The sequence below is a fragment of the Weissella kandleri genome (assembly GCF_045504165.1).
GTDB classification, from domain to species: Bacteria; Bacillota; Bacilli; order Lactobacillales; family Lactobacillaceae; genus Weissella; species Weissella kandleri_A.
In genome coordinates, this window is record NZ_JBJJNY010000010.1 from 1 (window position 1) to 15,325 (window position 15,325).

Here is a 15,325-nt window from a genome sequence, read left to right on the forward strand (position 1 = left end):
TGAGCCAAGTGAGCCAAGTGAGCCAAGTGAGCCAAGTGAGCTCAAGGAGTTAATTGAGACGTGGTCAACGTTGCCTAGATTCAAGCAGCCAGATCGACCTTATGTGGCTAAGAGAATTAAACCAACAGTACCGTGGGAAAATAAAGTGCAAAAAATTCACGTGCCTTTTGGACAAGATAAAGCCAATAGTTTACCCCAGACTGCGGTGATTAGTAGCAATGATAATTTAAAATTTTTTGTGGTAAGTGTAATGAGTTTGATGATAACAGGGTGTTTGAATGGGTATTTTGTTAAACGTTTTGTGAACAAGAAATTCAAGCACATTAAGCACAGGTAGGTATCAGCATTAATAAGTTTAAAAAGAGCACTCTGAAAAAGGAAACTCCTTTTCAGAGGCTTTTTAATGTATGATAAACTAAATGTACATTAAAACCGCTTGTTGTGGAGCGATGAAGGAGAAAGAAAAATTTAATGGTTAATCGAGTTCAGAAATTTATATTTGGATTATTAGCAATTATTTTAATGATTGGGGTCGTTAGCAATATCATTAATCCTTTTTCGGTGTTTACAATTTTTGGTAGCTTTTTGTTAATTTGGTTGGGCTACTCTTTAAAAACACGAATTGATAGTTGGAGCAAACGGCAAGTTAATATATATGTCCTCAGCGCATTATTACTGATGTTGATTGGGCAGTTATTAGTTTTAAAATATTTGCCAATGACGGTTTATCATGATCCATTTCGCGTCTATACCCAAGCTGAATATTTAACGCGGCACTCAGGTTCGTGGGGATTAACCACTTATTTTTGGCGTTATCCAAATAATGCGACCTTAGCAATTATCCTATCTTGGTTTATTAAACTAGGACATATGGTCGGCCTCACTACGACGGGAGTTTTGCATGGTTTATCATTAGTTAGTTATGACGGACTAGTGGTTTCATTATTAATAATGGCAAAAAAATGGTCGGCACGCAGGAGCCATCAGGTTTTTTTGGTGACCTTTTTGGCTGTCTTGCCACTGTCGTATTCGTATTTTATTCAAGTTTTTTATTCAGATACACCGGTAATTCTTTGCTTAGCTTGGATTATGTTTATCGTCTTGCAGTGGCCGACTTTTAGTACGAACGGTCGCCGGATAGCAGGTGCAATACTCCCATTTTTAGTGCTGATTGGGCAAATTATTAAACCAAATTTAATTGTTTTTTTAATTGCAGTTATTCTCTATGCAAGTTGGATCTTTTGGACGCAACGAGTGCAGTTTAAACAGATTGTGTTAATACCACTAATCTTAGTAGTTGTTGGTTTTGGTTTAGCGGGCCCCGTTAAACAAGTAATTTTGAATAGCCAAGATTATCAAGCCAATGAACGTTACGAATTACCCCCAACATCGTGGATTTATATGGGCTTAAATCAAAAACACAATGGGGCGTACGCTGGTTCCGATGTGCATGCAGTCTTGAAATTAGCTGATAAAGAAGCACGAAATGATTATTTCAATTCGGCCATCCCCACCCGTTTAAAAACATATACTCCTTTTAGTTATCTGGCGCATGTTGTGGGTAAAATTGGCATTTTGTTAAGCAGTGCTAAATTACCACAAGCGTATGTCGGCGGACATGTTAATGCACCAAAATGGTATCAAGAACATCAAGCGGTGATTTATTATGGAGAAGCCGTCTTGCAACAAACATTATGGTTGACGTTATACCTGGTCGTGTTGGGACGCGGGATTAGTAGTTTTAAAAATACTTGGGACGGTAATAAAGTGCGCATACGGCAAAGTATGTTGGCAGCCTTAGTTATTTTGGGTTATAGTGCATTTCACGGCTTAATTTGGGAAACAGAGGCCCGCTATGGTCTTATATTAATACCAGTCTTGATAATGTTGTTATGGATTAGTGAAGCGCCTACCTCAGAATGGCGATCAGAGCTTTTTTCCAGTGGAAAATTAAATGGGCGCTCAATCACTCCTCTGGCTTTGGTGGGAATAGGATTGATTGGCTTAAGTATAGGGATACAAGGCTTTGAGCAAAAGAAGGTTGTGACCGTGGCGCAACGGAGTCAATTATCAGAACAATATGGTGCATTGGTAAAAGAGATGCCAGCACATACGACATTGAAGCAGAAGGTACCAGTGAAGACTGAAATTACTGATTTAACGGTGCAAATTCCCAGTGATTCGCAAGTTGAAGGTGAGATGATTAATTTAAAAAATCAAGAACATCATCGCCTGGTTAAATTAGATAAAAATAATGGTAGTTTTTTGGTAAATACAGAAGCACTAGCAGCAGGAGATTATCAAATTTTGTTGAAGAATCTGACGAGTGAGGGACAACCTGTTTGGATTGTTGAACTGCCGGATTATAAGTTGGCGCCTGATGCAATTCGAGGAACCAAAGATACTTCGTTGATTTACACATTTTATGATCAACAGCCGGTATTTATATTTTAAATTAGGTCAAAAGAGGCGATGGCAGAGTGGCCTCTTTTTGATTGTGAATGATTTAGTAGTATGCAGATTGGAAAGTGGTAAAATTAATAATTAAGAATTTTTTTAAACAATTTGGGTGAAGAACGAGGAATTAAATGAGTAATCAAGATTTACAACGATTTGAAAAAGCTGTTGCATCCATTAATCACTGTGGCTTCGTTCCAACTTTAACGGGGACGGCGGCTCTAGAAAGTTTGACTGGTTTGAACTTTGGGAGTGAAACGTATCCAATCACATTACCTGCGCCTGCTTTCAATGAGAAAAATCAATCAAACATTTATAAGGCAATGTTAGTGGCTGGTTTTAAACAGAAAGAATATAACGATGAGATTGCATATTATGATGATCAAATTGAAGTTGTACTGGTAGCAGAACCAGAAGTTGAAGCTTTAATGGGAGATACTTTGGAACCAGAGTATTATGTTCATCATCATACCCCAGACTATGACGTATTAAATGCAGTCAGTATCCTTAAAATGTTTAGAACCTTGTCTATTGCTCAAAAACGTCCAACAATGTTTCAAAAGCAAGATTTATTAAAAGTTGAATTTTTACAAAAGTATGGGTATATGTTAGATCGTTTAGCAATGGGGACAGCGGGATCTAATGATTTTGTACCAAATCTGACGGTTCGAGTGGCTCGTCCGGAAGATTATGCGGTAATTGATGCAATGATTCTAGATGGCTTTGATTCTATGATGGAAGGGCGCCAACATGTTCGACAAGTTCAGAGTCGGCGACGTCATCGTTTTGGACAAATAGTGAATATTGAATTGGTGGCGATTTTGAATAATGAAATTGTTGGGCAAATTTTTGTAGACTTTGGTAGCTTAATTAGTACAGAAGGTGATAAAGTGTGGGTCTATGGCCGTGTATTGAACTGGGTAGTCACTGCAGATAAACGAGATCGTGGGATTGGTCATCGCTTGATGCTTGGGTTGGAAATGATGCTTGTTATGACGACGCCAGTGATTTTATTAATTATAAAAACACGCGATGAACACTTGCAATATCTTGATTATAGGCTTTTAAGTGAGACTAAAATTGATATTAATGGACATGATAATACTGATTATTTCATTAAAGAACTGTTTAGCAATGCCTTAAAGCATGTCGATGGTTATATGCGGTTGCCACAGGAGGTTGATTAGGATATTTATGTTAAAAACGATGGGTCAAGATTTCCCGTTTTTGAGTTTATTAGGGATGTTGATACTATTAGGATTAGTATTACCGTTAGTAACTAGTTGGTTAATATCTAGGAATATGAAAAGTGTATCGGGTATGATTGGCCATAAAATGATGATTGGGTGGTTAGGAATTATTGTCCATGAACTTTCACACGCTTTGGTGGCGTTGCTTTTTGGTCATCATATTGAAAAAATATCATTGTTGCAAACTGCTGATGCAAATGGAACGTTAGGTTATGTCCAACATACATGGAATCCTAAAAGCTTCTACCAACAAATGGGAAATTTTTTTATTGGTTTAGCTCCCATTTTTGGAATTCTAGGAGCAATCTATGGAGTGACGTCGTGGCTGTGGCCGGCTTTATTAAATGGTCAATGGACAATTTTAAGCTGGCCAGCTTTATTTGGCTGGGTATATTTGGTTATTACTTTGTTATTTGGGATAGATTTAAGTGCATCGGATTGGGCAGGAATGCGTTCTGGTTTGATGGTATACTTGATTGCATTGTTTTTAGTAACGTTAATTTTATATTGGGGGATGCATGTTTCCATTGCTGTAGTTTGGGCGAATTTAGGTCAAAGATTGACGGGGTTATGCGCTGGCTTAGCAATTACTAGTGGAGTTTTACGTGCTGTGGTTAAATTAATAATAAAGAAATAAATAATCGGCAGAGGGGTGCTATACGAAATAAGAAACGAGTTTAAAAAAAGGAGTAAATTTAATGCAAGGAATAACCAGACGTGAACGGGGAACATTATATATTTTAATGGCCGGCGTATTCTTAAGTTTTTTGAACCAAACCTTAATGAATACTGCTTTGCCAAGTATTATGCATGAATTTAATATCAGTACTTCTTTAGGTCAGTGGATGACCAACGGATACATGTTAGTGAATGGGGTCATGGTGCCCTTGACGGCATTTTTGATTCAAAGGTTTAAAACGCGCGATCTATACTTAGCCGCAATGGCTATTTTTTTACTAGGTACTTTAGTGGCCGGCTTTGCTCCTAATTATGGTGTATTGATTTTAGGGCGAATGGTGCAAGCTATTGGGGGCGGGGTTTTTGGTCCCTTAATGAATGTGGTTGTGATGAATCTATTCGCTAGTGATCGACGTGGAGCTGCGATGGGAATGATTGGGTTAGCGTTGAATTTTGCACCGACAATTGGTCCCACTTTATCTGGAACAATTGTTTCGTATACTTCATGGCGTTGGTTGTTCTTAGGGATTGCTCCATTTATGATTGTTGATTTGATTTTTGCTATTTTTAATTTGGAAAATATTGGTGATCAACAATTCTTGAAGTTTGAATTTTTAGGTGTTGTTTTGTCCTCAATTGGTTTGGGAACACTTTTGTATGGCTTTTCAAACGTTGGGAATGGAGATTGGAGTAATCCGAATGTTTGGGGCTTCATTTTAATGGGATTGTTGATTACGGGGGCCTTCATTTTCCAACAAACGCATACGAAAGTTCCTTTGTTGAATTTGAAAGTCTTTGTTTATCATAATTTTTGGGTCTCGGTGCTGATAAACGTGGTTTTGATGACAGCTTTGTATGGTGGGGCGTTGATGTTACCACTTTATTTGCAAAGTGTTCGTGGCTTCTCACCAATGATTTCAGGAATGGTTTTGATGCCTGGCGCAATTATCACGGCGTTATTGTCACCGACTTCTGGTAAATTATATGATCAGTATGGGGCGCGAGTATTGGCACCAATTGGGTTAATTATTACCTTCTTTGGGACAGTGATTTTGGCGACTTTATCGATGCACACACCAATTTGGGTGCCCGTTTTAGGTCAATTTATTCGTCAATTGGGATTGGTTTTGGTTTCAATGCCAATTCAAACGGAAGCATTTAATGCTGTGCCATTAGCATTAATGCCGGATGCCTCAGCTTCCTTTACGACTGTGCGACAAGTTTCAGCTTCGTTTGGGACGGCGACGTTGATTACTATTTATAGCTTAGTGAGCTTGCAAAAAGAGCAGGCGGGGATGGTGACACATTTGGCTCAACTTTCAGGAATTCATGTTGCCTTTTGGACAGCAGCGATATTGGTTTTGATTTCCGCCGCTATGACACTCTTGTTAAGGAAACGTAAAGTTTAATTGTAATTGTTGTGATTAATTGGTTGGACCACTTTTATCTGGTCCGACCAATTTTGTGTTAAGATATAATTACTGAAAAAATTAGAGCATATGGGAGATTATCGTTGTGAGTGAGGCAGTTTACGTTCGAATTATGATAGACCTGCAGCGTCGAATCGATGCTGGTGAATTTAAAAATTTAAAGTTACCAGATGAACGTTCATTGGCGATAGAATATGAAGTATCACGTAGTTCCATTAAGCGAGCGGTAACGGGGTTGGTTAACCAAGGGATTATATTTAAAAAACGTGGTTCGGGAACTTTTGTTAATCCGCTATATTTAAAAAATAAATCGTTATTTCGTTCGGTTGGTGCTAATTTAGGAGTATCAGACTCCTTTCGACACCATGGGGAAACGCCGGCAATCCATTTATTATCTGCTGAAAAGCAAGTAGCGGATGAAGAAACAAGACAGGCGCTATTCTTAGAACCAGGTGAATTAGTGTGGGTCGTGCAACGTTTGCGAAGTATTGATAAGAAGTATTTTATGATTGAGAATGCTTTGATTCCTGTGAAATTAATTTCGCAAGCTACAGAGAATGATTTTAAATATTCCATGTTCCATTATGCTGAAACAGCTACAAATAAAATGGTTTCAAAATCGTTAATGACGGTGACGGTTGAGCCTTCGAAGAGTCAGGATCAGCAAATGCTTGATCTAGCACCAAACGAACCGGTGGGAATTATGTCTGGAATTTATTTTTTGGATGACGGCACGCCGTATGAGTATGGGACCATGCGCGTTCATTATAAATATATGCACTACACTTCTTTTGTTTCATTGGATGGGGAGTAAAAGACGTAATAAAATAACCCAAAAGTTGGCGTTTGTCCAACTTTTGGGTTTTTATTAGTTATAGTGGAAAAATTATTTTGATTTTTGGTTCATTGATAATAGATAGTATAGGACGGCGGAAATTAACATTGCTACGAAGGTGGCACCAATTGATTCCTTGATAAATGCGATATAACCGAGGCCCCAATAAGAAATTAATCCAACAACCCAGGCGGCAAAGGCGCGCCAATTAATTCCATTTTGGTACCAATATTGGCCGTTAATTTTAGAAAATTCGGCGATTTGATAATTATTGTGTTGGATTAGATAATAATCGATTAAAAAAATGGCGATTTCAGGGCCAAGCATCATACCAATGAAATCTAGAAAGGCAGTAAAGGTAGTTAGGAAATTAGCTGCGATTAATGGAATAAATGAGACTACGGTAGCTAATAAGGTGACAATCCATAAGGCTGGTTTGAGATTAATTTTATGATATAAGTTAGTCAACGCTGTTCCAGCGGCCATTAAGTTAACGGCGTTGGCGGTCGTCGAGGTAATAATAATCACAAGTAGAGCTAAAATGCCAAGGCCTAATTTGATGGCGATAGTAGAAGGGTCTGAGTTATTGGGGTCGAAGTGTTGTAAGGTGACAGCGGTAGCGATGGTTGCTGCTAGACCGATGAAGGCAAACCAGAAGAGACCAAGACTAGCTCCAAAAAATGATAAAGTAGTCGCACCAGACTTGGTTTTACTAAAGCGCGAAAAGTCGGCAGCTGCCGTCACCCAGGCTAAATTAAAAGCGGCTAAGATATCGACAGTCGCACCGGAACTAATTTTAATATTTGTAGGTGGCTGCCAACTGAAAAGGGCGTGCAGTGAAATCGTTTTGAAAATGACCATGCTTTCCCAGGCCACAAGGATAATGACGAGAATAATGCCAATACGTTCAATTAATCGAACCGATTTTTCGCCCAATGAAATTGAAAGAATATGTAAAATACTCATAATTCCAATTCCGATAATAATGCCCCATTGTCCACCCGGTTGACCGAACTTGGGCCAGCCAAAAATGGTTTGGAAAATTGTGGATACAGAAATTGCTGCGATGAATGTATTGGAGGCTGCCCAGCCGACAAATTGGATAATATTGATTAATGAAGGCAATGCTGATCCACGTATGCCAAAGGAAGCCCGGGTTAGAACCATTGTGGGCAAGCCAGTATTGTATCCCATGATACTGGTGAGGGCGAGTAGGATATACGATAATACGCCAACTATAATTAAGGTTGTAGATGCTGTATACATTCCAGCGGCTGCAATGACGCCACCAATATACCAAGTGCCATTATTGGCGTTGGCGCCAATCCAGGTAGCAAACATATCCCAACGATTAGCAGATCGAGCTGTATTGGGGATGGGGTGAACGGGGGGAAATGATTTATTCATGATAAGACTCCTTTTGCGGGTACGATGGCCAAAAAAGCTGTATCAAAAAAATCTCTGCACCTTAAAAAAGCGCAGAGATGTCTCAATCAATTAATACACGCTTTTACTAATCTCACGGGATTAGCTTAAAAAGATATTTAGAAAATAATAACAGCTACGACAGGCAAGTGCAAATGCAAAAAATTAAATTGGAACGGTCCAATTTATTAGAAGGCGTTGAAAGTTTGTTATTGAGGTGGTATTATTAAGTTGTTCTTAGGGATTGGCCCTATTGGAATTTATAATTTCACACCTAATAAAAGGAGATTTAATCAAAATGGCAGTAGATTTTGATTCAAAGGAATACCTTGCTAAGGTTGATGCTTGGTGGCGTGCCACTAATTACCTTTCAGCTGGTATGATCTTTTTGAAGAGCAACCCATTGTTCTCAGTTACTAATACACCAATTAAAGCTGACGACGTTAAAGTTAAGCCAATTGGACACTGGGGAACTATCTCAGGTCAAACTTTCTTGTATGCGCATGCAAATCGTTTGATCAACAAGTATAACTTAAACATGTTCTACATCGGTGGCCCTGGTCACGGTGGACAAGTTATGGTTACGAACTCATACTTGGACGGAACATATACTGGAAACTATCCTGAGATTACTCAAGATGTTGAAGGAATGGCAAAGTTGTTTAAGAAGTTCTCATTCCCTGGTGGAATTGGATCTCACATGACTGCGCAAACTCCAGGATCATTGCACGAAGGTGGAGAACTTGGTTACTCACTTTCACACGCAACTGGAGCTATCTTGGATAACCCTGATCAAATCGCTTTCACAGTGGTTGGTGACGGAGAAGCTGAGACTGGTCCTTCAATGACTGCTTGGCACTCAATTAAATTTATTAACCCAAAGAATGACGGAGCTGTTTTGCCAATTTTGGACTTGAACGGATTCAAGATTTCTAACCCTACTTTGTTCTCACGGATGTCAGACGAAGATTTGGTTAAGTTCTTTGAAGGACTTGGCTACACTCCTCGTTTCATCGAAAATGATGATATCCATGATTATACTGCATATCACGAAATGGCTGCTAAGGTTTTGGACCAAGCCATTGAAGATATCCAAGCTATTCAAAAGGATGCCCGTGAAAACGGAAAGTATGAAGATGGAACTGTTGCCCCATGGCCAGTAATCATCGCACGCTTGCCAAAGGGTTGGGGTGGACCTACACACAATGAAGCTGGAGAGCCTATTGAAGGTTCATTCCGTGCTCACCAAGTTCCATTGCCTCTTGCTCAAAATAAGATGGCTACTTTGCCACAATTTGAGGACTGGTTGAACTCATACAAGCCTGAAGAATTGTTTAACGCTGACGGATCATTGAAGGCTGAAGTAGCTGAAATGGCTCCTAAGGGTGACAAACGGATGGCTGCTAACCCAATCGCTAACGGTGGACGTCGTCGTGGTGAAGCTCCTAAGAATTTGGATTTGCCAGATTGGAAGAAGTTCACTAATGACATTACTCCTGAAAACCGTGGTACTGAGTTGGCTGATGGTAACCGTAACATGGACATGAATGTATTGTCAGGATACTTTGCTGAAGTAGCAAAGATGAACCCTACAACATTCCGTATCTTTGGACCTGATGAGACTATGTCAAATCGTCTATGGGATATGTTCAAGATTACCAACCGTCAATGGATGGAACCAATCAACGAACCTTACGACCAACACCAAGCGCCTGAAGGACGGATTATTGATTCACAACTTTCAGAGCACCAAGCTGAAGGTTGGTTGGAAGCTTACACTTTGACTGGACGTGTCGGAGTATTTGCATCATACGAGTCATTCTTGCGTGTTGTAGATTCAATGATTACTCAACACTTCAAGTGGTTGCGTCACGCTTCAGAACAATCATGGCGTAATGATTACCCATCATTGAACTTGATTTCAACTTCAACTGCTTTCCAACAAGATCACAACGGTTACACACACCAAGATCCTGGAATGTTGACTCACTTGGCTGAAAAGAAGTCTGACTTTATCCGTCAATACTTGCCAGCCGATGGTAATTCATTGTTGGCTGTCTTTGACCGGGCCTTCAGTGAGCGTCACAAGGTTAACCATATCGTTGCTTCAAAGCAACCTCGTCAACAATGGTTCTCAGTTGAAGAAGCTGAAACTCTTGCTAACGAAGGTTTGATGGTTGTTGACTGGGCTTCTACTGCACCACAAGGTAAGGCTGATATCGTCTTCGCATCTGCTGGTGTTGAGCCAACAATCGAAACTTTGGCAGCTTTGAACCTTGTTAACCACGCCTTCCCAGAAGTGGCAATGCGTTATGTTAACGTTGTTGAATTGATGCGTTTGCAAAAGAAGAACGGACCTATGAATGCTGAGCGTTCATTGACTGACGAAGAATTCACTGAATACTTCGGTGAGTCAGGAACTCCTGTTGTCTTTGGCTTCCACGGTTATGAAGATTTGATTGAATCATTCTTCTACGAGCGCGGACACCTTGGATTGAACGTGCACGGATACCGTGAAGATGGTGATATCACCACTACTTACGACATGCGTGTTTACTCAGAATTGGATCGTTTCCACCAAGCTAAGGATGCTGTTTCAGCATTGTTAGAGAATGGTGTTGTTGACGCTGCTAAGGCTGATGTATTCTTTGGTGAGATGGATACCATCTTGGCAAAGCACTTCGAAGTTACTCGTAACGAAGGTCGTGATATCGAAGAATTCACTGACTGGAAGTGGTCACCACTTGTTTAATTAATTAAACTTAATAAACTTCGTCATACCGTGTTAAACATTGGTATGGCGGGGTTTATTTTTTTGTTCTACATGATGGTATTGTGCATGATGAAAAATCAATTCAATTTGATGAATTTTAGAAGCGAAGGATTGCCAGTAATGGCAATCCTTTTTTAAACGCATTACATTATATGAAATTATGATTGCTAAGCTTTTTTATGTTCTTAAGATCAGCAAGCTACCATCTTTTTCGACTAATTCTTGGCCCATCTTTTCACATTAACGGCGTCCATGATTCCAACGCTAGCCAAAGCCGGCTTTTAATCCAATTTTATCAACGCGGCGCGGTTAGTACATTTTGGTTTATCTACGGATGGAATCATTTTTGAAGCAATTTCATGTTTAGTCAGTAAATCGTATAAATAATTAGCGGTTGCTGCTCATTATCGCTTGTGGTCCTAATAGTAACATTTGTATTGTCAGATTGGTTCGTTAGAGAATATGCCTTTATATATAAATTTATAATATTATGTTTAACTTTTAGCAATTAAAAGACATTAAACACAATAGACCGGAACGAACCTTAAAAGACGGCAAATCATTTTGGCAGAAAGTGGCAAGGGACAATCTGATTGGGGTATAATAAAATTGTATTATTTTGAAGTGAGAGGCGCTTTTATGGCGAAGAAAAAACGTATTAAGAAAATTTTGGTAGAACAAATTTTAGATAAAGCGCAAATTGGCTATAAGTCCATCGTCTTTGAGCACGGAATGCAACATATGGATGATGAATTAGAAAATATGGGTATTGAACGCCATCATATGTATAAAACCTTAGCCTTGATGGGAAATAAAACGGGGCCGGTCATTGGTATTGTGCCAATTGATATGCATTTAAATGAAAAACAATTAGCAGCTGTCTCGGGCAATAAACGAGTTGATATGTTACCAACGAAAGATTTACAAAAAACAACGGGTTACGTCCATGGAGCTAATAATCCAGTGGGAATTTGGCAAACTAAGAAATTTCCGATTTACTTTGATTTAAGTGCGCAAGCGACCGGTCAAATCATAATATCGGCGGGTGAAATTGGTCGTTCGATTGAAATTGATGCAGAAGAGTTGGCTCAATTTGTGCATGGACAGTTTGCCGATATTGCTATAACTGAACCACAAGCATAGGCTACGTGGCTGATATTGAAAAAAGATTCAAGGAGTAGGCTATATGGAATTACCATTAAAAGGAACGCCAATTTGGCTGTATACAAAAGAGGTTGGAACGAATCGTTCATTGGGGTTACCGCAAATTATCGAAGGTGACTTGGGAAAAAATTATAATTTACAAGCTCCAGTATTTGAAGGGTATGTGGTTGATCATGTGAATGGTTCTTTGAAGGGTCATTTTACAGAAGACACACAAAAGATTGAAATTTTTTACCGTGCAGGTGAGATAGCACAGGTGGAGCAATTAGAACATTATCAGGTCCGAATTTTAAGTGAAACGCCTACTTATGCGCAGCCAGATACTACGCAAGCGCCATTGGATGATTTGTTGACGCCAGGAACAACGTGGCCGATAGTGACGCGTTTGGCAACGACCAAGGGGGTATTTTGGCATCAGCTGATTGACTCGCGCTGGGTTTTGTATGATCGGAAAATGATGAGCATTGAAAAGGCTCCTAACGCTGAGGAAATTTCCAAGACGGAGCCTCAATATCGAGTAAGTCAAGCACCGGTGCCCGATTCTAGTCAATATGATTGGACTCCAACCGCAATTGAACAGGCGGGTCGGTTGACGGCAGAACAAGAAGATCAACAGGTGGCAGTTTATTACAAGCCCTATGGTGGTAAGGTAAATGAACTAAACCAAAATTTGACCGTTTTGTTGACGCAAGTGTTACATGATCCATCTGGTAAAACTTGGTATGAAATTGGTGGGCATGGATGGATTGAAGCAGAGAACGTGGAACAACTTACCGATGACAAAGGAGAATAACTGATGACAGCCCCAATCTTTTTAACCCCTGTTTTGCATGAAAAAATCTGGGGTGGTACCGCTTTGCGTGACCATTTTGAGTTGAATATTCCAAGTGATACGACTGGGGAGGCCTGGATTATTTCAGGTCATCCAAATGGAGTATCACCTATTGATTCAGGAGTTTATGCCGGTAAGACATTGGCTCAATTATGGCATGAGCACCCCGAACTATTTGAAAATCATGATGTTTCACGTCCATATCCATTATTAGTAAAATTTTTAGATGCCCACAAAGATTTGTCAGTTCAAGTACACCCTGGGGATGAATATGCGGCCGAACACAATAATGGTGAATTGGGGAAAACGGAATCATGGTACATTTTAGCAGCTAATGAAGGGGCTGAAATTTATTATGGGCATCAAGCCCAAACTAAAGCCGAATTCGATCAAATGGTTGATGCTGGTGATTGGAACCATCTTTTAAAGAAGATCCCGGTTACGCCGGGTGATTTTTTCTATGTCCCTTCTGGAACATTACATGCACTTGGTGCTGGAGTGGTGGCACTGGAAACACAACAAAGTTCGGATGTAACGTATCGAGTATATGATTTCGATCGTCCAGACCCCAAGACGGGGGAATTGCGGGAACTACATCTGACGGATGCTAAAAATGTGACTCAAGTGCCGTTCAAGCCTGAAACGCCGCAACAAACGGTCCTTCAAGTTGGTGCATTGAAGGAAACGACCTTAGTTGAAGCCCCATATTTTAATGTCTATAAAGATGAAGTAGATGGGGAAGCCTTTTTGACAAAACAAGCCCCCTATACTCAATATACGGTGATTGAAGGTGCCGGACAGGTTGTAGTTAACGGTGTGGCTTATCCGCTAGAGTTAGCAACGAGCTTTATCATGCCAGCGTTAGTTGAAGAATGGATGTTTGAAGGAAAGATGACTTTGATTGCATCGACACCTGGTCTAAAGTCACGGTAAATTGATTTTTGATTAATTAAATAAAAAAACTAGCATGCTAAACCAATCCAATGGTCTAACATGCTAGTTTTGTTTTATAATCGGCGAGCAAGCCAGTTACCGCTGAGTTGAATGAATAAAATCAAGATGAGGATTAATCCGGTAGCAACCCACATGACATCTGGTTCAAAACGTTGATACCCCGTGACAATGGCGGTTGTACCAAGTCCACCAGCACCGATAACGCCGGCCATGGTGGTTAATCCAACGAGTGAAATTAATGCGACTGTGGCCACCCGGACTAACTCTGAACGACTTTCATGAAAATAAACATTTTTAATAATATGCCAGTCGGTCGCCCCAAATGCACGGGCGGCTTCCACTTTACCAGGGTCTAGGCTCAAGAAGACCACCTCCACTTGGCGAGCGAAGAAAGGGGCAATACTTAAGGATAAGGGGATGAGGGCAGCAGTCGGACCAATAGTGGTTTTAACAATGCTGGCCGTCAGTGGAGAAACAATCACGACCATAATCACAAATGGTAGTGCCCGTCCGATTGAAGTAATTAAACTGAGAAAGTGGTTTAGTCGGGGATGCGGGATTAGACCATTTGTGGGGGTGATTACTAGTCCGGTTCCTAAAAGTAGACCTAAGGCCCCGCCTAAAAGCGCGGATGCACTGGTCATGTAGAGGGTTTCTAAAATAGCTTGGCTCCAGCCTAAATCGCCGGACCAGCCTAGGGTTAAAACGTTATAAAAATAAGTTTGTAGCCAGTTAGACATCGGTAACCTCCCATGCTGGATTGATTTTTGAATATTGAATTAATTCTTGCGTAAATGATGTTTGAGGGTTGGTAAAAACTTTTTGGGTGGGACCAGTTTCCATAATTTCACCATCGGCCATAATCGCAACATTTTGGGCCAAAGCGGTCACAACATCTAATTCATGGGTAATTAAAATAATAGTTAAATGATACTCAGCATTGAGCTGTTTTAATAGTTGCAGAATTTGATATGTTGTTTTGGGGTCCAGAGCTGAAGTCGCTTCATCTGAAATTAAGATGTCAGGATCATTGACTAAAGCACGCGCAATTGCAACGCGTTGTTTTTGTCCGCCTGATAGTTGACGCGGGTATTGATTGGCTAAATCTGTTAAATCAACTTGATTTAACAAGGCATCAACCTTAGTTGTTTTTTGAGAAGGGGTTAGCGTTGTTTCTTGTAGTGGTAGAAGAATGTTTTCGCGCACAGTCATGGAATCCATGAGGTTGAAATGTTGAAAAATCATTCCTATTTTTTGGCGTGCTTGGCGTAGGGCAGCAGGCTTGAGCATGGTTAAATCAGTCTGATTAAATATTACGGAACCACTGGTTGGCCGTTGTAACAGATTAATTGTGCGGACGAGGGTGGATTTTCCAGCACCGGAATAACCGATAATGCCAAAAATTTGGCCTGTTGGAATTTTTAAGTTGACGTCTTTAACCGCGGGGACGTTTTCTTTTTGACTATTTTGAAAGTTAACGTTGATATGATTTAATTCAATGATTGACATAGACGACCTCCGTGTGGA

The 15,325-nt window shown here is 40.1% G+C and carries 13 protein-coding genes; 10 read left to right on the forward strand and 3 right to left on the reverse strand.

Annotation, left to right across the window (positions count from 1 at the left end):
- The 6 genes from ACJQWY_RS05440 to ACJQWY_RS05465 form a co-directional block, all read left to right on the forward strand.
- On the forward strand, positions 1-337 hold a 337-nt coding region (locus tag ACJQWY_RS05440), incomplete at its 5' end, for a hypothetical protein (protein ID WP_407076721.1).
- 134 nt (positions 338-471) lie between these two features.
- Complete coding sequence (locus ACJQWY_RS05445; RefSeq protein WP_407076722.1) at positions 472-2,454, forward strand: hypothetical protein; 1,983 nt, start codon at positions 472-474, stop codon at positions 2,452-2,454.
- A gap of 134 nt (positions 2,455-2,588) precedes the next feature.
- Positions 2,589-3,644 carry a hypothetical protein gene (locus ACJQWY_RS05450; RefSeq protein ID WP_407076723.1) on the forward strand — a complete coding sequence of 352 codons (1,056 nt, stop codon included), beginning with the start codon at positions 2,589-2,591 and terminating at the stop codon, positions 3,642-3,644.
- Positions 3,645-3,651: 7 nt separating this feature from the next.
- A complete protein-coding gene (locus tag ACJQWY_RS05455; protein ID WP_407076724.1) occupies positions 3,652-4,344 on the forward strand; it encodes a hypothetical protein in 693 nt (230 codons plus the stop codon).
- 61 nt (positions 4,345-4,405) lie between these two features.
- Positions 4,406-5,794 (forward strand): MDR family MFS transporter, encoded by a 1,389-nt coding sequence (locus tag ACJQWY_RS05460; protein WP_407076725.1) that lies wholly within the window; start codon positions 4,406-4,408, stop codon positions 5,792-5,794.
- A 106-nt stretch (positions 5,795-5,900) separates the two neighbouring features.
- Positions 5,901-6,629, forward strand: coding sequence for a GntR family transcriptional regulator (locus ACJQWY_RS05465; RefSeq protein ID WP_407076726.1), 729 nt, complete (start codon positions 5,901-5,903; stop codon positions 6,627-6,629).
- Between the two features lie 72 nt (positions 6,630-6,701).
- Here ACJQWY_RS05465 and ACJQWY_RS05470 read toward each other — a convergent pair whose 3' ends face one another.
- Positions 6,702-8,057: a cytosine permease gene (locus ACJQWY_RS05470; protein ID WP_407076727.1), complete on the reverse strand. Its 1,356-nt coding sequence runs from the start codon at positions 8,055-8,057 to the stop codon at positions 6,702-6,704.
- A gap of 316 nt (positions 8,058-8,373) precedes the next feature.
- Between ACJQWY_RS05470 and ACJQWY_RS05475 the strand changes: the two genes are divergently transcribed.
- From ACJQWY_RS05475 to manA, 4 genes are all read left to right on the forward strand, one after another.
- Positions 8,374-10,827, forward strand: a complete 2,454-nt coding sequence (locus ACJQWY_RS05475) for a phosphoketolase family protein (protein ID WP_407076728.1) — start codon at positions 8,374-8,376, stop codon at positions 10,825-10,827.
- 660 nt (positions 10,828-11,487) lie between these two features.
- Positions 11,488-11,991 carry an aminoacyl-tRNA deacylase gene (locus tag ACJQWY_RS05480; RefSeq protein ID WP_407076729.1) on the forward strand — a complete coding sequence of 168 codons (504 nt, stop codon included), beginning with the start codon at positions 11,488-11,490 and terminating at the stop codon, positions 11,989-11,991.
- 43 nt (positions 11,992-12,034) lie between these two features.
- A complete protein-coding gene (locus ACJQWY_RS05485; protein ID WP_407076730.1) occupies positions 12,035-12,805 on the forward strand; it encodes a MucBP domain-containing protein in 771 nt (256 codons plus the stop codon).
- 3 nt (positions 12,806-12,808) lie between these two features.
- Positions 12,809-13,777, forward strand: coding sequence for a mannose-6-phosphate isomerase, class I (gene manA / locus ACJQWY_RS05490; protein WP_407076731.1), 969 nt, complete (start codon positions 12,809-12,811; stop codon positions 13,775-13,777).
- Positions 13,778-13,851: 74 nt separating this feature from the next.
- Here the strand turns inward: manA and ACJQWY_RS05495 are convergent, their stop codons facing one another.
- Both ACJQWY_RS05495 and ACJQWY_RS05500 read right to left on the reverse strand, forming a co-directional pair.
- Positions 13,852-14,538 (reverse strand): methionine ABC transporter permease, encoded by a 687-nt coding sequence (locus ACJQWY_RS05495; RefSeq protein WP_407076732.1) that lies wholly within the window; start codon positions 14,536-14,538, stop codon positions 13,852-13,854.
- Positions 14,531-15,307, reverse strand: a complete 777-nt coding sequence (locus ACJQWY_RS05500) for a methionine ABC transporter ATP-binding protein (RefSeq protein ID WP_407076733.1) — start codon at positions 15,305-15,307, stop codon at positions 14,531-14,533. The genes ACJQWY_RS05495 and ACJQWY_RS05500 overlap by 8 nt, the downstream gene beginning before the upstream one ends.
- Positions 15,308-15,325 lie beyond the last annotated feature (18 nt).